At 72.9% G+C, this 21,012-nt stretch carries 16 protein-coding genes; 7 read left to right on the top strand and 9 right to left on the bottom strand.

Features of this window, described 5'->3' with window-relative positions; genetic code table 11:
* Positions 1-47: 47 nt before the first annotated feature.
* Entirely contained in the window at positions 48-962 is a 915-nt protein-coding gene (locus ACXNSR_RS35375) for a cyclase family protein (protein WP_458643479.1), read from the bottom strand.
* Between the two features lie 162 nt (positions 963-1,124).
* Positions 1,125-1,937 (bottom strand): M15 family metallopeptidase, encoded by an 813-nt coding sequence (locus ACXNSR_RS35380; RefSeq protein ID WP_458643480.1) that lies wholly within the window; start codon positions 1,935-1,937, stop codon positions 1,125-1,127.
* Positions 1,938-2,167: 230 nt separating this feature from the next.
* On the opposite strand from ACXNSR_RS35380, the gene ACXNSR_RS35385 reads away from it, so the two are divergent.
* A complete protein-coding gene (locus tag ACXNSR_RS35385) occupies positions 2,168-2,908 on the top strand; it encodes a hypothetical protein (protein ID WP_458639410.1) in 741 nt (246 codons plus the stop codon).
* 41 nt (positions 2,909-2,949) lie between these two features.
* Here the strand turns inward: ACXNSR_RS35385 and ACXNSR_RS35390 are convergent, their stop codons facing one another.
* From ACXNSR_RS35390 to ACXNSR_RS35410, 5 genes are all read right to left on the bottom strand, one after another.
* Positions 2,950-5,826, bottom strand: a complete 2,877-nt coding sequence (locus tag ACXNSR_RS35390; protein WP_458639411.1) for an NHLP bacteriocin export ABC transporter permease/ATPase subunit — start codon at positions 5,824-5,826, stop codon at positions 2,950-2,952.
* A 1-nt stretch (position 5,827) separates the two neighbouring features.
* A complete protein-coding gene (locus ACXNSR_RS35395) occupies positions 5,828-8,116 on the bottom strand; it encodes an NHLP family bacteriocin export ABC transporter peptidase/permease/ATPase subunit (RefSeq protein ID WP_458639412.1) in 2,289 nt (762 codons plus the stop codon).
* Positions 8,113-8,919: an HlyD family efflux transporter periplasmic adaptor subunit gene (locus tag ACXNSR_RS35400; RefSeq protein ID WP_458639413.1), complete on the bottom strand. Its 807-nt coding sequence runs from the start codon at positions 8,917-8,919 to the stop codon at positions 8,113-8,115. The genes ACXNSR_RS35395 and ACXNSR_RS35400 overlap by 4 nt, the downstream gene beginning before the upstream one ends.
* Positions 8,920-9,034: 115 nt before the next feature.
* Complete coding sequence (locus tag ACXNSR_RS35405; RefSeq protein WP_458639414.1) at positions 9,035-9,274, bottom strand: hypothetical protein; 240 nt, start codon at positions 9,272-9,274, stop codon at positions 9,035-9,037.
* Between the two features lie 409 nt (positions 9,275-9,683).
* The gene (locus ACXNSR_RS35410; protein ID WP_458639415.1) at positions 9,684-10,481 is read right to left on the bottom strand and encodes an N-formylglutamate amidohydrolase; all 798 of its coding nucleotides are present in this window, start codon (positions 10,479-10,481) and stop codon (positions 9,684-9,686) included.
* Between the two features lie 106 nt (positions 10,482-10,587).
* On the opposite strand from ACXNSR_RS35410, the gene ACXNSR_RS35415 reads away from it, so the two are divergent.
* The gene (locus ACXNSR_RS35415) at positions 10,588-10,746 is read left to right on the top strand and encodes a DUF6959 family protein (RefSeq protein ID WP_458639416.1); all 159 of its coding nucleotides are present in this window, start codon (positions 10,588-10,590) and stop codon (positions 10,744-10,746) included.
* Between the two features lie 171 nt (positions 10,747-10,917).
* On the opposite strand, the gene ACXNSR_RS35420 is transcribed toward ACXNSR_RS35415, so the two are convergent.
* Together ACXNSR_RS35420 and recQ are read right to left on the bottom strand one after the other, a co-directional pair.
* The gene (locus ACXNSR_RS35420; RefSeq protein ID WP_458639417.1) at positions 10,918-11,682 is read right to left on the bottom strand and encodes a maleylpyruvate isomerase family mycothiol-dependent enzyme; all 765 of its coding nucleotides are present in this window, start codon (positions 11,680-11,682) and stop codon (positions 10,918-10,920) included.
* 185 nt (positions 11,683-11,867) lie between these two features.
* On the bottom strand, positions 11,868-13,880 hold the full coding sequence (gene recQ / locus ACXNSR_RS35425) for a DNA helicase RecQ (RefSeq protein ID WP_458639418.1): 2,013 nt from the start codon (positions 13,878-13,880) through the stop codon (positions 11,868-11,870).
* 97 nt (positions 13,881-13,977) lie between these two features.
* On the opposite strand from recQ, the gene ACXNSR_RS35430 reads away from it, so the two are divergent.
* The 5 genes from ACXNSR_RS35430 to ACXNSR_RS35450 all read left to right on the top strand — a co-directional run bounded on the left by ACXNSR_RS35430 (position 13,978) and on the right by ACXNSR_RS35450 (position 20,989).
* A complete protein-coding gene (locus ACXNSR_RS35430; RefSeq protein ID WP_458639419.1) occupies positions 13,978-15,192 on the top strand; it encodes a hypothetical protein in 1,215 nt (404 codons plus the stop codon).
* Between the two features lie 110 nt (positions 15,193-15,302).
* A complete protein-coding gene (locus tag ACXNSR_RS35435) occupies positions 15,303-17,351 on the top strand; it encodes a nuclease-related domain-containing DEAD/DEAH box helicase (RefSeq protein WP_458639420.1) in 2,049 nt (682 codons plus the stop codon).
* Positions 17,352-17,626: 275 nt separating this feature from the next.
* On the top strand, positions 17,627-18,361 hold the full coding sequence (locus tag ACXNSR_RS35440; RefSeq protein WP_458639421.1) for an SDR family oxidoreductase: 735 nt from the start codon (positions 17,627-17,629) through the stop codon (positions 18,359-18,361).
* 209 nt (positions 18,362-18,570) lie between these two features.
* Complete coding sequence (locus tag ACXNSR_RS35445) at positions 18,571-20,070, top strand: MFS transporter (RefSeq protein WP_458639422.1); 1,500 nt, start codon at positions 18,571-18,573, stop codon at positions 20,068-20,070.
* A gap of 124 nt (positions 20,071-20,194) precedes the next feature.
* The gene (locus ACXNSR_RS35450; protein WP_458639423.1) at positions 20,195-20,989 is read left to right on the top strand and encodes a peptidoglycan recognition protein family protein; all 795 of its coding nucleotides are present in this window, start codon (positions 20,195-20,197) and stop codon (positions 20,987-20,989) included.
* Positions 20,990-21,012 lie beyond the last annotated feature (23 nt).

Genomic DNA, 21,012 nt, shown 5'->3' on the forward strand with positions numbered 1-21,012 from the left:
CCGTGCGCGCGGCACCCGGGGATGTGCGGCACCCGGGGACGCGCGGCTCACAGGACGGCGATCGGGTTCACCGGGGAACCGGTGGCCCCCGGCAGCCGCAGCGGTGCCACCGCGCACAGGAACCGCCAGCGCCCGAGCTCCGCGCACGCGTGGGCCAGTTCGTCCAGGTCCAGGTAGTCCATCAGGTGCATGCCCAGGGCGTGCAGGGCCAGGACGTGCACGGGGAAGGACACCCCCGGCACCGGGCTGGGGGCCGTGTCGTTGTTGCCGTCCGAGCCGAGGACGGCCACCTGCCGCTCGGCCAGCAGCCGCATGCACGCGGGATGCAGGCCCGCCCGGGCGTGCGCCGCGTCCCAGGCACCGCTCTCCCGGCGCCGGCGCCGGTGCCCGACCCGTACGAGCAGCAGGTCGCCCGGACCGATCCGGACGCCCTGGGCCTCCTCGGCCGCCGTCAGCTCCTCGGCGCCGACGAAGTCCCCGGGCTCCAGCCACGGGACCCCGCGCAGCCGCGGGACGTCCAGCAGGACCCCGGGGCCGACGATGCCGTCGCGCACCAGGTCGAGGGTGATCCCGAGGGCGGCGCCCGCCGCCAGACGGCTCTCCGGGACGCCGCCGTGGAGCTCACCGTCGAAGACGACGTGACACAGCGCGTCGAGATGGCTGTGGGCGTCCCCGTGCACGTTCATGGCGAACCGGTCCAGGGCGAAGTGCACCCCCGGGGTTCCGGTCTCCGGCGCGGTCGGCGCCGTCAGCCGGTACACGGCGGGCTGCGGATCGTCCGGCCCCGGCTGCGTCTCGATGGGGGCCGCCAGCGACACGGTGCGCCCGTGCCGCACGTCGGCCGCGGCCGCGGCCACGCGCGCGGGCGTCAGGTGGGCGAGGGTGCCGCGCCGGTGCTCGGGACCGGCGGGTGCCAGCCGGCCCAGCTCGGCGTGCAGCGAGCGGAAGGCCGCCTCCGACATGAAAGGCGAAACCGTCCGGTCGGGCGTCGGGTCGTCGTCCGTCACGCGGGTCCTCCCGGTCTGCCGAAGGCCCCGCCTCCACTGTCCGCCGCCGCGGCGTCCCGTGCATCCCGGCGGGCCGGGCTGCCCCCGCGGCCCGCCGGAACACGGTCCACGGCAGCCTCAGGAGCGGTGTCCGGCGACCGACCGGTGCGCGACGGGGAAGTCGAAGTAGGTGTCGGGGAACAGCTCCGGCTTGTGCGTGAAGTGCCACCACTCCTCGGGCAGGTTGACGAATCCCTCCGCCGTCAGCGCCGACCTCAGCAGGTCCCGGTTGGCGCGCTGCGCCCCCTGGACGCGCGGGTCGTCGGTGTGCGACAGCGTGTCGAAACAGTCGAAACCCGTACCCATGTCCACCGAGTTGTCGGGGTAGCGCTCCGCCCGGGGCGCGTAGCAGGGCACCGACTCCTGACCCGGCCGCGGGCGGGGCGCCGGCCGCGCCGGGAGCCGCACCAGCGTCACGTCCATGGTGCTGCCCCGGCTGTGTCCCGACTTCTTCGCGATGTAGCCGTCCTCGAACAGCCGGGACTTGTCGACGCGCGGATAGAACTCCGCCTTCCGCCGCTCGTCGCCGAGGTCCTCGGCCCACCGTACGAAGTGGTCGACGGCCCGCTGCGGCCGGTAGCAGTCGTACACCTTGAGCGAGTAGCCCTGGCGCAGCAGGCGCACCTGGGCCCGGTGCAGGGCCTCGGCGGCCGGACGGGTCAGGATGCAGACGGACTGCCGGTAGCCGTCGACCGGCTCGCCGACGAAGTTGTGCGCACGCACGTACCGCATGTCCTGCATGATCGTCGGGTCGACCGAGCTCAGCGCCACGAACGCGCGCGGCGCCTCGGCGCCGGACGGCGGTGCGCCCGCCCCGGCGGGGGCGGCGGCCCCGGCCGTCGTCAGAGCGGTGGCGATGGCCGCCACGGTCACGGCGAGGCGTGCCCTCATCGGCGGTAAGGACGTGGAACCGGTCATCAGACCCTCCATCGGCGGCGCAGCGGGGACGTGATCGTGCACCATGCTGCCCGACGCCGGGCCCGTCCCGGCCGGATCCGGCCGGACCCGCCCGAACTGCGCCCGCCGCCGGGCGGACCTACGCTGATCGGGTGACCGGTCGCGCCGGAGGAGCGGCGATGCCTGCCGCCGGACAGGACGCGGCCCGAGGGAGGTGAGGCCCGATGTCCGTACCCCGGGCGGCAGCGGCCCGCTGCGCGACCGCCGGAGCGGCCTGCCTGCTGGTGTTCACGGGCGGGGGCACGGCCCGAGCCGATGACAACGGCATCGCCGACGACAGCGCCCAGGCCATCGCACAGGCCTCGCGCAAGGCCATGGCCGAAGTCACCTCCATGCGCATGGTGGGCAAGGTGACCGAGGCCTCGGGCACCACCACGCTCGACCTGCGCTTCGACGAGCAGGGCGACTGCGTCGGCACCGTCACACCCCCGGGCGGCGCGGGCACGGCCGAGATCGTCAAACGCGGCGACGACGTCTGGATGAAGCTCGACGACGCCCTGCTCAAGGCCCAGGTACCGGGCCCCGCGGCCGACGACGCGATCGCGCTCATCAACGGCCGCTACCTGCACGGCACCACGGCCAGCCCCCTGCTGCGCGATTTCGCCCAGGTCTGCGACCTGGACTTCTTCAAGAAGGAGTTCTCCTCGAAGCCGCCGAGCGAACAGCTGGTCAAGGGCCCCCGGACCACCGTGGACGGCCAACCCGCCATCACGGTCACCAGCCGGCGCGCCGACGGCGCGACGGGCACCTACCAGGTCTCCACCGAGGGCGAGCCCTACCTCCTGCAGGTGCGGGGCGTCGAGTCCGGCCGGAAGGTGGACGCCTCCTTCTCCGGCTTCGACGAGCCCGTGTCGGCCAAGCCCCCGGCACCGGCCGACTCGGTCGACCTGTCCGAGCTCCAGTAACGGACCGGCGGGCCGCGGCACCCGCGGCACCCGGGGAACCGTCAGCGCAGCTGGCGGCGGACCAGACCGTGGAAGAGACCGGCCGTGTCGGCGAGCAGTTCGGCGGGCGGGCCCTGCTGGACGATCCGGCCGTCCGACATGACGATCACCCGGTCGGCGTCCAGGACCGTGGAGAGCCGGTGGGCGATCACGAGGCGCGTGGTCCGCAGGGCGCGGGTGGATTCGGTGACCACACGCTGAGCCCCGTTGTCCAGCGCGCTGGTGGCCTCGTCGAGGAACAGGATGCGCGGCTTGCGCACCAGGGCCTGGGCGATCATCAGCCGTTGGCGCTGACCGCCCGAGACGGTCCCGCCGCCGTCGGACAGGATGGTGTGCATGCCCATCGGCATGGCCTCGATGTCCGCCGCCAGGCCCGCCATCGCGGCCGCCTCCCACGCCTCCTCCACCGAGAACGTCCCGTTGCCGCGGATGCAGTCGAGGATCGAGCCGGAGAGCGGCTGGGCGTTCTGCAGCACGACGCCGCACTGGCGGCGTACGGCCGCCCGGTCCAGCGCCGCCAGGTCCTGGCCGTCGTAGAGCACACTGCCCGAGAGGGGCTTGTCGAAGCCGATCAGCAGCCGCAGCAGGGTCGACTTGCCGCAGCCACTGGCCCCGACGACCGCGACGAACTCGCCCGGTCCGATCCGGAGGCTGACGTCGTCGAGGACGAGGGGGCCGTCGTCGGCGTAGCGGTAGGAGAGGTTCTTGGCCTCGATGGCACCGGTCAGCCGCCCCGGGCGGGTACTGGAGCGGTCCACCTCGGGGACCTCCCGCAGGAGCGGCCGGATCTGCTCGAACATCGGCAGGACCGCGGCGGCCGAGACGAGCGCCCCGGTCACCTGCGTGACCGACGACAGCAGCATCGTCAGCGCGGTGCTGAAGGTCAGGAATTCACTGGCGGACATGGCGCCGCGGGCCGGACCGGCCAGCAGCACGAACATCACCAGCGTGCACAGCGGCAGGTGGACGGCGCCGAGGACCGTGCTGACGTTCTGCGTACGGCCGATGCGCTGCTGCAGCTCGCGGGTACGGGCGAACTCCTTCGCCCAGGCCGCGTACGCGAAGGTCTCGGCCGCCGCGACGCGGAGCTTGGGCAGGCCCCGCAGGATCTGGAAGGCCTGGTTGCCCAGCCGGTGGCCGAGGGTGTTCAGCCGGCGCTCGTACCGCAGCTGCCACAGCCCCAGGCACAGGAAGACCACCGCGACGACGACGAGCATGCCCAGCGCGGCCATCGCCAGCGGCACGCTGTGGACGAGCAGCAGCACGAAGCTCACCGCACCGACCGAGCCCGCCTGCACGCAGACCGGGCCGATGCCGGACAGGACACGCCGGATCGCGCTGATGCCCATGGCCGCGCCGGCCAGTTCGCCGGTGGAGCGACCCGTGAAGAACGTCGCCGGCAGGCGCAGCAGCCGGTCCCACACGGCCGGTTGCAAGGTGGCCTCCATACGGCCCTCCATCCGCAGCAGCGAGGTGTTCTGCAGCAGCATGAAGACCGCCGCGACCACGGCGGTCGCGACCAGCGCCAGCCCGGTCCGCACGATGGGGCCGGTCTCGCCCTGCGGGACGTACCGGCCGAGGACCTGGCCGGTGGCGACCGGCACCAGCGCCCCCAGCACCACCGCCACCAGCCCGCCCAGCAGCAGGCTGCGCAGGTCGGGGTAGGTGCCGCGCACGGTGAAGCGGAGCAGTGCGGGCAGGCCCACCCGTCCCTCGGGCAGGGGGCGGTACAGCATGACGGCGCGCGGTTCGAAGGCGGCCCGGTTGGCCCGCCCGACGCGCTCGCGCCCGCCGGTGGCGGGGTCGAGCGCCTCGTAGCCGCCGCGCCGCCACAGCAGGGCGACCGGCGCGCCGTCCTTCTCGCGCCGGCCCACCAGCGGCCCGCTGTTCTCCCGCCACCAGCGCTCGCCGAGAGCGACCGCGCGGGTGCGGATCCGCGAGGCGAGCGCGATGTGTTCGACGGGATCCAGTTGTTCGGGCGTGGTGCCCGCCGCGCCCGGCGGGGACAGGGCGATGCCGGCCGCGTCGGCGACCGCGCGGCACGCCGCGAAGGTCGCGTCGACGTCCGCGCTCCGGTGCCGGTCCCGGCCGCCGGTGCGGACGATGGAGGCCAGCAGCGTCCGGTCCGCCTGGGTACGGGCCGCCCGGCCCGCCTCGATCCCGGCGGCCGTGCGGTCCTCGTGGGCGCGCTCCAGCTGTTCGATCCAGGCGTCCAGGGCGTACAGCAGCCGGTACTGCTGGTCGACCATGCCCTGCCACAGCGACGCGTCGACGAGGAGGGTGCCGACCGGCTCGGACTCGTACACGGCGCCGTACTGCACGCTGCCCGGGGGGATCCGCATCCACAGGATGTCGTCGTCGGCCCCGCCGTGCCCGGCGGTGGCGGTGCCGCCCGGCGGTGCCTCGTAGAGCACGCGCAGACCACGTCCGATGCCGCGTGCGAAGGCGTCCTCCAGCGGACTCGGCCCGCCTGCGGCAGTAGTGCCGTACTGGGGGGAGTGCGGATCCTGCGGGTACGGCGCGTACTCCGAGGGGTACAGCTCCCGCAGCTCTGTGCGGCGCAGCCGGCACCCGGGCAGGGGCCGGCCGACCAGGGTGTGGTCGGGGCCCTCGGCCGGACCGAGCAGCAGCGTGCCCGGCTCCAGCCGGCCCAGGAAGTGCCAGTGCCCGCCCTGCGCCGCGTCCACCGCGAACAGGTCCAGCCCGCCCTCCACGACCAGCCACAGGACGAGCGGCCCTTCCAGGGACAGGCTGCGCAGGCCCGTGCAGTCCACCGGCGCGCCCAGCGCGCCCAGGGCCGCGACGACCGGATCCGCGATCCCGGCCGGCGTACCGGCAGCGGCGGCGGCAGCGGCGCCGGCATGGTCCGTGTACGTCACCTCAGTGCTCCTCGACCAGGGCGGCGTACGGACCCCGCGCGGCGACCAGCTGTTCGTGCCGCCCGCGCTCCACGACCGTGCCCCGGTCGAGCACGACGATCTCGTCGCTGTCGCGCACCGTGCTCAGCCGGTGGGCGATGACCACACAGGCACAGCCGCGCCGGCGCAGGTTGTCGATGATGGTCTGCTCGGTCACCGCGTCCAGGGCGCTGGTCACCTCGTCGAGCACCATGACACTGGGACGGCGCACCAGCGCCCGTGCGATCTCCAGGCGCTGGCGCTGACCGCCGGAGAAGTTGCGGCCGTCCTGCTCGACGCGGCTGTGGATGCCACCGGGACGGCGGGCCACCACGTCGTGCACGGCGGCGTCCTCCAGTGCGGCGATCACGGCCTCGTCCGCGATGGAGGGGTCCCACAGCGTGACGTTGTCGCGGACGGTGCCCTCGAAGAGGAAGACGTCCTGGTCGACGAAGGAGACGGAAGCGGCCAGCGCGCCGCGCGGGATGTCCTCCAGCCGCATCCCGTCGATGCGGATGGCCCCGGCCCAGGGGACGTGCAGGCCCGAGACCAGCCGGGAGACGGTGGACTTGCCGCTGCCGGAGCCCCCGACGAGCGCGACCTGCTGCCCGGGCCCGACCGCGAGCGAGAAGTCCTCGAGCAGCGGGGCGTCCAGGGGGTTGTAGCCGAAGGTGATGCCGTCCAGCTCCACGTGGCCCTTGAGGCGCCGGGTGGAGGCAGCGGGTTCGCGCCGCGAGTAGACCCGGTCGACGGGGAAGTTCTCGACGTCCTTCAGCCGGGCCACGTCGGCCGCGAAGTCCTGGATCCGGCCGGCGACGCCGCCCAGCCGCGAGATCGGGGCGGTGAAGCTGGTCACCAGGGCCTGGAAGGCGACGAGCAGCCCCACGGTGAGGTGGCCCTCCACCGCCCGTACGCCGCCGATCGTCAGGATCAGCGCGCTGTTGAACGCCGCGAGGGTGGGTGCGACGATCGCCAGCCACGCGCTGGGCACGCCGAGCCGCTGCTGCACGTCGAGGGTGACCGCGTGCTGTCCGGCCCAGCGGCGGAAGAAGCCGTTCTCGCCGCCCGTCGCCTTCATCGTCTCGATGAGCTGGAGGCCGCTGTACGCGGTGTTGGTCAGCCGGGCGCTCTCGGCGCGCAGCTTGCGGGCACCGGTGGCCCGCAGCCGGACCGCGATCCGCAGGGCGACCACGTTGAGCAGCGCCACGGCCACGCCGACGAGGGTGAGCTGCGGATCGTAGGCCCACAGCAGCACCGCGTAGAGCAGGACCACCACGGCGTCCACGGCGGCGGCTGACAGGTCCCGGGCGAGGGTCTCGGCGACGGTGTCGTTGGACTGCAGGCGCTGGACCAGGTCGGCCGGGTTGCGCTGGGAGTAGAAGGTGACCGGAAGCCTGAGCAGGTGCCGGAAGAAGCGGGCACTGCTCAGGGTCGAGGCGATGATGCGCCCGCGCAGCAGGTTGGCCTGCAGCAGTGCGGTGAGGGCCGCGGTGAGGACGAGGGCGACGGCCATGGAGGCGAACACCACACCGAGCAGGGAGCTCTGCTCGCCGATGAGGAACATGTCGATGTACGTACGGCTCAGGGCCGGTACCGCCGCGCCCACGGCGACCAGGAGGAGGCTGGCGGCCACGGCTGCGGCCATGGTCCCCGAGGTGCCCCGCAGGCGGTCGGGTACGGCCCCGAGGACGCCCGGTCCGCGGCCACCGCGGCGGAACCCGTCGCCGGGCTCGAAGGTGAGGACGACCCCGGTGAAGCTGGTGTCGAACTCGTCCATGGGGACGAAACGGCGGCCCTTGGCGGGGTCGTTGACGTACACGCCCCGGCGGCCGAGCCGGCGGGCCGTGCCCTCGTAGACGACGTAGTGGTTGAACTCCCAGAAGAGGACGGCCGGGGCCCTCACTCCGGTGAGCGCGGCGAGGTCCATCTGCATGCCCTTGGCGGTCAGTCCGTACCCGCGGGCGGCCTTGAGGAGACTGCTGGCGCGGGAGCCGTCGCGGGAGACACCGCACGCGATGCGCAGCTCTTCGAGCGGGACGAAGCGGCCGTGGTGGCCGAGGACCATGGCCAGGGCGGCGGCGCCGCACTCGACCGCCTCCATCTGCAGCACGGTGGGGGTGCGTACGGGGCGGGGCGTCCTGCCCCTCGGTACGGGCGAGGGTGCGGGCGCGGATACGGGCGCGGACGCGGGCGCGGTCCTGCGGCGGGAGCCGCCCCTCGGCTCGGGGCGCCGCCGCCGGCGCCCGGCGGGAGGCAGGTGCGGCGCGGTCACGGCAGCAGCCAGTCGACGGGGCGCTGCGCGGCGAGGTGGACGGCCCCGGTGACCGGCGTCCTCGAATCGACGGCGTACGGGGGGCCGTCCGCGGAGGACCACCGGTAGCCGGAGGGGGTGGCGGAGGAGGGTTCGAGCCGTACGAACACGGCCACCGGGCTGCCGTGGCGGGAGAACTGTTCGGCGAGCCCGCCGTCGCCGAGGAAACCGCCGATCTGCGCCCGGGTCAGGGGCGTGCGGCCGACCGCCGTGACGCGCCCGCGCAGCATGCCGAACCGCTGCTGCGGGACGGACTGGACGCTCAGGTCGACCGGGGCGCCCACGGCGATGGCCGAGCCGCTGCCGCCCGGCACGTACAGCACGGCCACCAGCGGGTCCTGCGGACCGCTCGCGCGTTCCACGGTGGCCACGTCGGCACCCGTGGCGACGACCGAACCCACCTTGGCCACCAGGGTCGTCAACCGGCCGCCGGCCACCACGCGCACGGGCCGTTCCCCCTGCTCCGTACGGACGTTGAGCAGGGGCGCACCGGGGGGCAGCAACTGGCCCTCCTCGGCGAGGACCCCGGTCACCTGTCCCGCGAGCGGTGTCTGCAGCACGTAACTGCCCTCGGCGCGGGTGAGGATGCCGGACGCACTCAGCCTGGACGTCACGGTGCCGGTGAAGGCCCAGTAGGCCGCGGCCGCCATGACGGCGACCGTGACGGCGAGGACGAGTCGCCCCTGCGGTCGGGCCAGGCGAACGGGGAGGTCCAATTCCTCGGGCGATTGCAGCTTGGAAAGAGCCTTTTGGCGAAACTGCACGGACTGTACCTTCGGCTGTATTCGTGTCGTCGGGCGAATATACGGGCGGACCGTGCGGGCGGGCGTGAACCCCGGAGCCGTGGGGGATGCTCCGGGGTTCACGGGTAATTCCCGATCAGAGACCGGCGCGACCGGAGTTCACCGAAACACCGGTGATGCCCGTGACGAGACCGGGGACGTGGGAAACGATGCCCGTCGCGGCCTGGACGGTGCCGAGGGAGCCCACGACGCCGACGATGTTGTTGACATCGCTGGTCACGGCGCCGGCCAGGCCGCCGGACACGCTGATGATGCCGCCGGACACGGCGTCCAGCTCGGTGTCGTCGATCTCACGGGTCTCAAGGTCGTTACGCATGGCGCGCACCTTTCATTGGGGGGAGGAATTCATCGCGGCACGGTGGGCGGCACGAAACTCGGGCCGTCGTTCCTGACTGCTGCGATGGGCAAGATGAAAGCATGCGAACCCGCCGCCCGCCCAATCCCGTTGACCGCCCGTCACATACGGACGGCCGCCTCCGCGGAAGGACGTGCAGCTTGATTCACCGAATGGTGGCGACTTCTTCACAGGATCGAGTAACAGAAAGGGGCGGTGTGCTCCTTACAAGGAACGGAACGGGTGAATCGCCGCATATCGGATCGGCCATAGCGGGACAAAACGCCGCGCGGGGGAGGTTGGCTGTCGAGATCGCGGACGCGATGTGCAGGTTTCCCGGGGACGCGCGAAGTGTCGAGCCGATCACGCGCGGTGCGCCCGTGCCCGACGGCTACGGGCGCACGGAGTCCACGAGTTCCGCCAGTGCCGCCGCCAGCGCGACGAGGCCGGAGCCGGCGGGACCGCCGGGCTCGGACATGTACACGTCGCGGCGGATCTCGACCATCAGCGCGCCGACCCGCCGGTCCACGGCGTAGTGGTCGAGCGGCACGTACGTACCGGCGAAGGGGCTGTCGAGCCCTGTTCCGCCGAAGCCCGCGAACGCCTTCTCGGCCGCCGCGAGGAGGCCGGGCGGGGTGTGGAAGGGGTCCGTGCCCAGACAGATCGGGGGCCGGGGGCCGGCGCCGTGCAGTTCGTAGGGGAGCGGCTCCGTCGGGTACGAATGCACGTCGATGATCACGGCGCGCCCGACGGCCGCGAGCCGGTCCGTCACGGCCCGCGCCATCGCGTCCGCGTACGGGTGGAAGTAGCGGTCGAGCAGTGGCCGGCCGTCGAAGCCGTCGGCGCGCAGGCGCTCGCGGTGGGTGGTGCGCGTGTACACCGCCCCCATCCCCACGGCCAGCATCTCCTCGCGCTCGTCGGGGAAGCGCTCGGGGTCGACGACGAGGCGGGACAACCCGTTGACGAACCGCCACGGCGCGACGGCGGCCGCGGCGGAGGCCGCCTCGGCGATGGCCGCCGTGTGGGAGTCGGTGATGTGGTCGAGCTCCCGCTCCAGCTCCCGGTCGTCCAGGAGGATGCCGCCGCGGACGGACTCCGGTATGACCCGCGAGGAGTGCGGCACGTGCAGGATCACCGGCGACGTATCGGCGCCGGGCAGGATCCGGAAGGGCTCGGGCGCAGGGTTCATGTGTATTCCTCGGTGAGGCGAGCACCCGTGAGGGCATGACAGCCCCATCCTCGCGGCACGGGGCCGGAAGCCACCGCTTCTTCGAGGTTCTGCCCCCTCGTCCGCGATGGCTGAGCCTGGAGTGGAGGCCTGCGACCAGGGCGACGTCGGTGAAGCCCGCGAGGCGGCGGCCCTCCTCCTCACCAACCTTGACGAGTTGCCGGCCCGCTACACGGAAGCCCTGAAGGCACACGACATACCCATCCCCTTCTACCAGGCCCCCTGATCACCCGCTCCTCGGCGCGTCCCACCTGGGGCGGCACGCGCTGAGGAGCGGCGATTGCACACGGGCGCTGGCGGTGGCCCGGGGTTCTAGGCGCCCGAACAGCCGGCTCCCTGGGCCCAGGGCCGGCCAGAGCAGACCGCGGGCCGACGCGATCACACTGCCGGGTCGGCGTCAGCCCCAGTTCTGCAGCTGCTGGAGCAGGTCGGCGTCGCCCTCGATCCGCAGCGAGCCGGCCGGGATCCGCATGTACATGAGCAGGGCCATCTCGCTCGCCGTGCCGTGGATGGCGGCGGTGGGCTTGCTCTCGGCGGCCTCCGCCGCGGTGAGGCGGGTGAAACGGGAACCGGCGGCGTCCACCGTCTGGCGCCAGGAGCCGGCCTCGGCTGCGTGGTAGTCCATGGTGGCGGGCTCGCCCGGCCACGGGACCGTGCCGGTGCAGACGGTGGCGAGGAACTCCTCGATGGCGTCGGCCGCCTCGGTCGTCGGCAGCTCCTGCGGGTTACCGGAGGCCAGCTGGGCGTCGTAGGTGTGGATCAGCGACTCCGGGACGCGGCGGCGGGCCACGGCGGCCACCGTGTGCGGCGAGGCCAGCGGCTCCCACCAGGCCCAGCAGCCCCGGTCCGGGCCGGCCTCGCGCAGAGCAGTGAGCAGCTGCTCCGTCGAGTCGGCCAGCCAGGTTATGAGGGCCTCGCGCTCCCTGGGGGCCGCCAGCCCGTCCTTGCTCGGCCGTTCGTCGCCCGGCGCGGTGTTCAGCACGATGTGGGCCCAGAAGCGGTCCCCCTCGCTGAGGTGGTTCGCCAGGTCGTACAGCGTCCAGCCCGGGCAGGACGGGACGTCGGCGTCGAGGCCGGGGGCCGCGGCGACGGCGGCGCGGAACGCGGCGGAACGCTCGTCAATCATCCGCAGCAGGGTGGGGAAGTAGAGATGATCAGTCACGCGGACCTTGTATCACCCGGACCGGGACTCCCGCACTCGATTAAGACCGACCGTCAGATGGATCACTTGAGGCGTCGGGTCTCCGTGCCGCTCGACATGGGCGAAGAGTGGACAGCCGAGTCCAGGAAGCGTCTCGCCGGTGCTCCCCGCCGGACGGCCGACCGCGGGGAGCACGGCCGAAGCGGCTACTGCCAGTCGTCCCACGGCGGCGGCGCCATCTCGTCCAGGTCGAAGGGCGGCTCGTCGGCGTCCGGCGCCGAAGCCACGGGCCGCGGCACCGGGTGGGCCGGCGCGGTGGGCCCGGACTCCGCCGGGGGAGAGGCCGCCGCCCCGCACCCGGCCAGGGTGTCGAGGACGCCCTCCGCGTACTTGGTGAGCTTGGCCTCGCCGATGCCGCCGATCGTGCCCAGCTCCTCCGCCGTCGCGGGCAGCCGCGTCGCGATCTCCCGCAGCGTCGCGTCGTGGAAGACGACGTACGCCGGTACGCCCTGCTCCTTGGCCGTCTCGGCCCGCCAGGCACGCAGGGCCAGGAACACCGGCTCGGCCGCGGCCGGCAGGTCGACCGGTACGCGGGCGCCCTTGCCCGAACGCGAACCGGACTCCTTGCGGGCGGGGCCGGCGGGCGCCTTCTCCTTCCGCATCGGGACGCTGCGGCGTCCGCCCAGCACCTCGCCGCTGTCCTGCGTCAGCACCAGCGTCCCGTACTCGCCCTCCACCGCCAGCAGCCGCTGCGCCAGCAGCTGCCGCACGACGCCCCGCCACTCCGCGGTGCCCAGGTCCGCCCCGACACCGAACACCGAGAGCGCGTCGTGGTCGAACTGGATGACCTTGGCCGTCTTCTTGCCCTGCAGGATGTCGATGATCTGCCCGGCGCCGAACTTCTGGCGCCGCTCGTTCGCCAGCCGCCACACGGTCGACAGGAGCTTCTGGGAGGCGACCGTCGCGTCCCAGGACTCGGCCGGCGTCAGGCACGTGTCGCAGTTGCCGCACGGCGTGCCCGTCTGACCGAAGTACGCCAGCAGCCGCACCCTGCGGCAGTCGACCGTCTCGCACAGCGCGAGCATGGCGTCCAGGTGCATGCCCAGGGAGCGGCGGTGCGTCTCGTCGCCCTCGGAACCGTCGATGAGCTTGCGCTGCTGCACCACGTCCTGCAGGCCGTACGCCAGCCACGCCGTGGCCGGCTCGCCGTCGCGGCCCGCCCTGCCGGTCTCCTGGTAGTAGCCCTCGACCGACTTCGGCAGGTCGAGGTGCGCCACGAAGCGGACGTCCGGCTTGTCGATGCCCATGCCGAAGGCGATCGTGGCCACCACCACGACCCCGTCCTCCCGCAGGAAGCGGGCCTGGTTCGCCGCGCGCGCCCGGGCGTCCATGCCGGCGTGGTACGCCACGGCGTCGACGCCCTGCTCCACCAGGAAGGCCGCGGTCTTCTCCACGGAGGCCCGCGAGAGGCAGTACACGACTCCCGCGTCCCCGGCGTGCTCGTTGCGGATCAGCTCCAGCACCTGCCGGAGCGGGTTGTTCTTCGGGGCGATCCGGTACTGGATGTTCGGCCGGTCGAAGCTGGCGACGAAGTGCCGGGCCTCCTCCAGGCCGAGCCGCGCCACGATCTCGGCGTGGGTGGCCTCGGTGGCCGTCGCGGTCAGCGCGATCCGCGGCACCTTCGGCCAGCGCTCGTGCAGCATCGACAGCGCGAGGTAGTCGGGCCGGAAGTCGTGACCCCACTGGGCGACGCAGTGCGCCTCGTCGATCGCGAAGACCGATACCGTCCCCCGGTCGAGCAGCCGCTGGGTGCTCTCGGTACGCAGCCGCTCGGGGGCCAGGTAGAGCAGGTCCAGTTCGCCCGCGAGGAAGGACTGCTCGACGGCCTGCCGCTCGTACGGGTCCTGCGTCGAATTGAGGAATCCGGCCCGCACCCCGAGGGCGGTCAGCGCGTTCACCTGGTCCTGCATCAGCGCGATGAGCGGCGAGATCACCACGCCCGTGCCGTCTCTGACGAGCGCCGGAATCTGGTAGCAGAGCGACTTGCCGCCGCCGGTCGGCATCAGCACGAGGGCGTCACCGCCGCCGACGACCTGCTCGATGATCTCCTCCTGCTCACCGCGGAAGGAGCTGTATCCGAACACACGGTGCAGCACCTGCAGGGCGTCGGAGGTCTCGGAGGTCTCGGAGGTGCCGGGGGAAGCGTCGGGGAGTGCCATCCGCAAAGCCTATCGACACCCACCGACACCGGATCCCGTCCGCCCGGACCCGGAAAACGGGAGGGCCCGCCCCGGCGACGCCGACTAGCATCCCCGGATGGTGAAGACGATCAAGAAGCTGACCCCGGAAGCCGGGCGGACCGACGTCCTGGGCCTGCGCGCGTACGACGCGGACGCCCTCGCGGGGTGCGCGGCCGACGCGCGGCAGCCGTGGTGGCGCCGCCAGGCCTGCGCGGAGGCACTGGCCGGACGGGTGCCGGAGCGCCGCGTGCCCCGGCTGATCGCCTGCGTCCAGGACACCGGTGACGTGAGCCACGTACGCATCGCACTGCTGGGCCTGCTCGCGGACCGCCCCGAGCTGCTGCCCTGGCTGCAGCACGAGGACCGGCAGCAGGACGGCGCGTACGGCATGGCCGAAGCGGTTCTGGGGGCCCGCGGCGCGCTCGGCGACCTCACGGCGGCGGGCGCCCTGGCGACGCTCGCCTTCAGTCCGTGGCGTGGATACCGGGAGACCGGCGAGGCGGGGCTGGACGCACTGGCCGCCCGGTACGGGTTCGAGGCGGTGCTGACCGAACTCGGCCGGGCCCGGCCCGAGGACCGCTCCACCGGCGTCCGCCTGCGCCACCACGCCGGCGAGGACGTCACCGATGCGCTCGCCGACCCCGACCGGGCGGTCGCGTACCGCGCCCAGGAGTTCCTGACCGACCCCGAACGGATGCGCGGCTACCTCGCCGGGGCGCCGACCGAGGAGGCGAAGCTATGGGCCCTGTACGCGCTGCACCGGCTGACCGACGACGCCGCCGAGACCCGGCGGCTGTACGGGGAGCTGGGGCGGCCCCGCGTCGAGGTGGCCGGCCTGGACGAGGAACTGCGCGCGGCGATCGTCCACGAGTACGGGCAGTGGGCCGAGGAGCGGACCGATCCGCGGTGGCGGATCGAGGCCGTGTGCACGCAGCCGCCACCGGCTTCCGACCCGGCCGAGCGGCTGCAGCGGGCCGTGGCCGCCCTCACCGCCGCGGGCCTCGCACCGAAGCCGCCGGTCTCGTGCGGAGAGGACAACGGCTCGGGGGACGGCACGTACCACGTGATCGGCTACGGCGAGAGCGACGTCACGGTGTTCATCAGCACCCTCGGCCCGTTCGCCACCGGTGACCACGACGATCCGGACGTGCGCCGTGCCCTCGAATCCGCCGGCTTCCGCTGGATCGACGACGCCGTCGCCTCGGTCGAGGTCACCGGCCTCGGCGTGTACTACTTCGGCAGCCGCGACCCGTTGACGGTCGGCACCCTGCTCTTCTACTGGCAGGACTAGGTGTATTGATCACGAGCGTTGTTAACGGGCCCGGTGGGCCCGGAGGCGCCCTGCCGGGGTGGTCGCCTTCCGTCCTATGATCGTCACTCCGCGTACGAGGGGGGCTTGGTATGGGGGCAGGCGGGGCGGCGTCGCAGCGGGCGCAGGACGCGCGGCGGCAGGAGCGGTTGCTCCGGGAGCAGTGGGAGGCCGCCCGCCGGCAGTCCCTGCGGTGGGGCGCGGTCGGCGAGGGCGAACAGCGCGTCCTCGCCCAGCTGTTGGTGCTGACCGCGCGCGGGTGGCGGCTGCTCGTCGACCGGCAGTGGTCCGGGACGCGGACCGCCGACGCGGACATGCTGCTCGTCGGGCCCGGCGGTGTCTTCGTCCTCCAGGTCACGACCGGCGGCGAGCCGAGCGACGGCCGGGCGGCCGGGCTGCTCGCCGCCACGAAGGCCGCCGAGAGCGCGGTGGCGTCCCTCGGCATGTCACCGGTGGCGGTCCAGCCGCTCATGGTGTTCGCCGGACGGCGTCTCGACGCGGGCCACGGCCGGATACGGCTCCTGGGCGAACACGAGATCGGCCCCGTGCTGATCTCCCAGCGGCACCGGCTGCGCGCGGAGTCGGTCCGGGCCATCGCCGACCATCTCGAGCGGGTGTTCCCGGGCTACGCCGGTTCGGCGGTCGACCAGCAGCCGCCGCCGGCGCCCGAGCACCCCCGGCCGAGCTCCCCGGAGGGGCTGTTCGACCTGGAAGGACTGCGCGACGCGGCGTTGAAGGGGGCGATGCAGGCGCCGATCGAGCAGTGGATGACCTTCCTGCACCCCGATCAGGTGGCGCTGGTGCGCCGCAACTGGGCGGGCCCGGCCCGCATCAGCGGACCGGCGGGCACCGGCAAGACGGTCGTCGCCCTGCACCGGGCGGCCCACCTGGCCCGGCGGACGACCGGCCGCATCCTGTACGTCACCTTCGCCAACAACCTGCCCCGGGTGCAGAGCACCTTCCTGAAGGCCATGGCCCCGGCCGTCGCCGACCGGGTGGACTTCCGCAGCCTGCACTCCTGGGCGCAGGAGTTCCTGCAGGAGCGGGGCGTACCGGTACGGCTGCACGGGGACAAGGCCGAGACCGCCTTCAGCCTCGCCTGGAAGAACGTCGGCCGCAGCGGCCGCCTGGCCGAGCTCGACCCGGCCCCCGCCTACTGGCGCGAAGAGATCGACTACGTCATCAAGGGGCGGGGGCTCACCCGCTTCGAGGAGTACGTCACCGTCCCCAGGCGGCGGCGGAGGGCGCGCCTGCACCGCGCGCACCGGCAGTCGATGTGGGAGCTGTACGAGGCGTACGAAGAGCTGCGCGGCGAGCGCGGCGTCCACGACTTCAACGACGTCCTCTCCCTGGCCCTGGCCGAAGCGGCACGCCCCCGCGAGCGGCCCCCGTACGCGGCCGTCGTCGTGGACGAGGTCCAGGACCTCACGCTTGTGGGCCTGCGCCTGCTGCACGCGCTCGTCGGTGACGCGCCGAACGGTCTGCTGCTCGTCGGCGACGGCCAACAGACCGTGTACCCGGGCGGCTTCCGCCTCACCGACGCGGGCATCGACATCCGCGGCGACCGCGGACAGGTGCTGCGCACCAACTACCGCAACAGCAAGCAGATCCTGGACGCGGCCCTCACCGTCGTGGCCGACGACGCCTTCGAGGACCTCGACGGCGAGCGCACCCCGGGCCGCCGCGACGTCGACCTCACCTACCACGACGGGGACGTCGTACGCGTCACCGGGCCCACGGTGGAAGCCCACGACAGGGAACTCCTGGACGTCCTGCGTTCCCTGCCCGCCGGCGCGCGGGCCGACACCGCCCTGCTGTGCCCCTCCATGCGGGCCGTCGGGCACTACCAGCGGCTGCTCACCCAGGCGGGCATCCCGGTGTGCCAGTTGGAGCACTACGACGGCCGCGCCGTCGACGCCGTGAAGCTGGGCACCTATCGCCGGGCCAAGGGCCTGGAGTTCAAGAACGTCCTCCTGCCCCAGTACGACGCGGTGTTCACGCACGGGGCGCCGGCCGGCACGGCGGTCGGTACGGAGAGCCCGGAGACGGCCCGGGAGCGGGCGGAACTGCTCCGGGGCCAGCTCTTCGTGGCGATGACCCGGGCCCGCGACCTGCTCTGGCTCGGCAGCGTCAGCGCCTAGGCCGTCTCTTTCGGATCTTGCCGGGCCCGCGACGTCCGGCACCGCACCCGGCCGCGTTGTCGGAGCGCCCGAGTACGTCCAGTACACGGCGCGCACCTCCGCCTTGCCGGCCACGGCACCGAACGCCGCGGGCTCGGCCGACAAGATCCGAAAGAGACGGCCTAGCAGACGGGCGGGTGCGTTGCCTGGGCACACCGCGTCCTGGTGGGCCGGACGCGGTGTGCCCAGACTCGGTCGGGCGGAATCTTCCGCTTCGAACGAGGAGTAGGGCAGGCATGAGGAACCAATCCAAGGTCGTGGCCATCACCGGAGCCAGCAGCGGGATCGGGGAGGCGACGGCCCGGCGGCTCGCTGCCGACGGCCACCGGTTGTTCCTGGGCGCGCGGCGCGGGGATCGGCTCGCCGCGCTCGGCCGGGAGCTCAACGAGGCGGGGGGTACGGCCGCCTTCCAGAGGTTGGACGTCACGGACGCCGTCGACGTGCAGGCCTTCGTGGCCGCAGCCCGGGAGCACTACGGCCGATTGGACGTCATGGTCAACAACGCCGGGGTGATGCCGCTCTCGCCGCTGGCCGGGCTGAAGGTCGACGAGTGGGACCGGACGATCGACGTGAACGTGAAGGGCGTGCTGCACGGGATCGCCGCCGCCCTGCCGGTGATGCGCGCCCAGGGCGGCGGCCACTTCGTGAACGTCGCCTCCGTCGGTGCGTACGAGGTGTCGCCCACCGCGGCCGTCTACTGCGCGACCAAGTTCGCCGTCCGTGCGCTGTCCGAAGGGCTGCGGCAGGAGTCGGACGGCTCCGTCCGGGTCACCCTGGTCTCTCCGGGCGTGACCGAGTCGGAGCTGGCCGACGGGATCTCCGATCCTGCCGCGCGCGAAGCCATGAAGGCCTATCGCGCCGTGGCGCTGCCGGCGTCCGCCATCGCCGGAGCCATCGCCTACGCGGTCGCCCAGCCGGCCGAGGTCGACGTCAACGAGATCGTCGTACGGCCCGCCGCGAGTGCGCAGTGATCACGGGGACCGAAGGTGCGTACGAGGTGAGGAGGTGTCTCGTCCCCTGACGGCCGATGGTCCCGGTCGTGAACGGGCAGCGCAGGTGTGTCGTGGCCGGTGCGGCCGGGGGCTGCGCGCAAGCTGGGAGCCGTCCGCGGCCGCATGTCCGCGTGGTTCGCGGGAACCCGGCAGGGCGGGGGCGATCGAGCAGGAGGGAAGGGGAAGCGATGGCATCCACCGCCTCGTCGCCGGAGGATTCGGTGCCGGCCACCACGGGCACGGTCACCACTGCCGTGCCGGCTCGGCTCGACCGTCTGCCGTGGTCCCGGTGGCACTGGATGATCGTGATCGGCCTCGGCACCGTCTGGATCCTCGACGGTCTGGAGGTCACCATCGTGGGCAATGTCGCCGGCCGTCTCGCGGAGGAGGGCAGCGGCCTCGACATCACCGCCGCCCAAGTCACCGGTGTCGCCGCCGCCCTCTACGTGGCGGGCGCCTGTTCCGGGGCGCTGTTCTTCGGCTGGCTGACCGACCGCTACGGTCGCAAGAAGCTCTTCATGGTCACCCTGACCGTCTATCTGGGCGCGACCGCGATGACCGCGCTGTCGTTCGAGTCCTGGTGGTTCTTCCTCTTCCGCTTCCTCACCGGCTTCGGCATCGGCGGCGAGTACGCGGCCATCAACTCCGCGATCGACGAGCTGATCCCGTCCCTCTACCGGGGCCGGGTCGACCTCGTCATCAACGGTAGCTACTGGCTGGGCGCGATCGGTGGCGCCCTGTTGTCCGTGGTGATGCTGGACACCGACATCTTTCCGCAGAACCTCGGCTGGCGCCTCAGCTTCGCCCTCGGGGTGGTCCTCGGCCTGGTCATCCTGCTCGTACGCCGGCACGTACCGGAGAGCCCGCGCTGGCAGTTCATCCACGGGAAGGACGAGGACGCCGAGGAGCTGGTGGCGTCGGTGGAGCAGCGGATCGAGGAGGAGAAGGGCGAGCGGCTCCCGCCGCCGGCCGGTGAGATCACCGTCCACCAGCGCAAGAGCATCGGCTTCGGCCTGATCGCCAGGACGGTCTTCGGCCGCTACCCGCGCCGCGCGATCCTCGGCCTGTCGCTCTTCATCGGGCAGGCGTTCCTCTACAACGCCGTCACCTTCGGCTTCGGCACCATCCTCACGACGTTCTTCGACGTGCCGACGGGCAACACCGGCTACTACTTCGCCGTGATCGCCGCGGGCAACTTCCTCGGCCCCCTGCTGCTCGGGAAGCTGTTCGACACGGTCGGACGCCGGATCATGATCTCCTCCACGTACCTGCTCTCGGGCCTGCTCCTGTTCGGGACGGCCTGGCTGTTCGACCGGGGTTCGCTCACTGCGACGACGATGACGGTCTGCTGGTGCGTGGTGCTGTTCTTCGCGTCGGCGGGCGCCTCCAGCGCGTACCTGACCGTCTCGGAGGTGTTTCCCATGGAGACCCGCGCCATGGCCATCTCCTTCTTCTACGCCCTCGGCACCGCGGCGGGAGGCATCAGCGGTCCGCTGGTCTTCGCCGACCTCACCGAGTCGGGTGTGGTGGGCGACACGGCGCTCGCCTTCCGGATCGGCGCCGCACTGATGTGCGCCGCCGGTCTCGTGGCGGCGTTCCTGGCGGTCAAGGCCGAGCGGCGCTCGTTGGAGGACATCGCCGAGCCCCTGTCGGTGGCGAAGCAGGCTCCGTCCTCCGGCTCCGGGTGACCGCGGGCTCCGTCCAGCACCGAGGCCGAGGACTCACGGTGGGGCCACCGATGGTGGTACGTCCGGGGGTTGCGCGGTGTGTCTGCGCGGCCGGTGGCGGCACCGTCCCCTTCAATGGCGCCGCATGACCTTCTGCGCACCGCACCAGCCGACGCCGCGCGCCGCGGCTCCGTTCACCCGCCGATCGGTCCTCACGGGGGCCTTCGCCCTGACCGCCGCCGCGGCACTGCCGCTCGCCGCGGCGGGGCGGGCGTACTCCGCCGCGACCCCGGACATCATCGGCTGTGCCGCCTGGGGTGCGCGGGCCGCGTCCGAACCCGTCGTCGTCCTGGACAACGGCCCGGAGCGGATCATCGTCCACCACACGGCGACGGCGAACGTGACGGACTACTCGAAGCAGCGCGCCTTCGCCCTCGCCCGCGCGATCCAGACGTACCACATGGACGCGCAGGGCTGGATCGACACGGGTCAGCACTTCACCGTCAGCCGCGGGGCCTTCGTGCTGGAGGGACGGCACAACAGCCTGGCGGAGCTGCGCGCCGGCACCCGCCAGGTACGGGCGGCGCACTGCGTCGGCCAGAACACCGTGTCGATCGGCATCGAGAACGAGGGCACGTACACCTCGCAGGACCCGCCGGCGGCGCAGTACGCGGCCCTGGCCGACCTGTGCGCCCACATCTGCGACCAGTACGGCCTGCCCGCGTCGGAGATCTACGGCCACCGCGACTTCAACGCCACCTCCTGCCCGGGCGACCGCCTCTACGCCCTGCTCCCGACCCTCCGCAAGGACGTCGCCGCCCGCCTCGGCGCGCCCGCGCCGCAGGAGGTCGTCGACCCCATCGAGGACCTGGTCCGGCAGGCCACCGGCCGGCCGGCCGAGGAGTACGCGGAATACCTCCCGGCAGGTCTCCTGCGCTGACGGTCCGCCGCCGCGGCGGGCTG

It is taken from the genome of Streptomyces sp. NC-S4 (assembly GCF_054353315.1).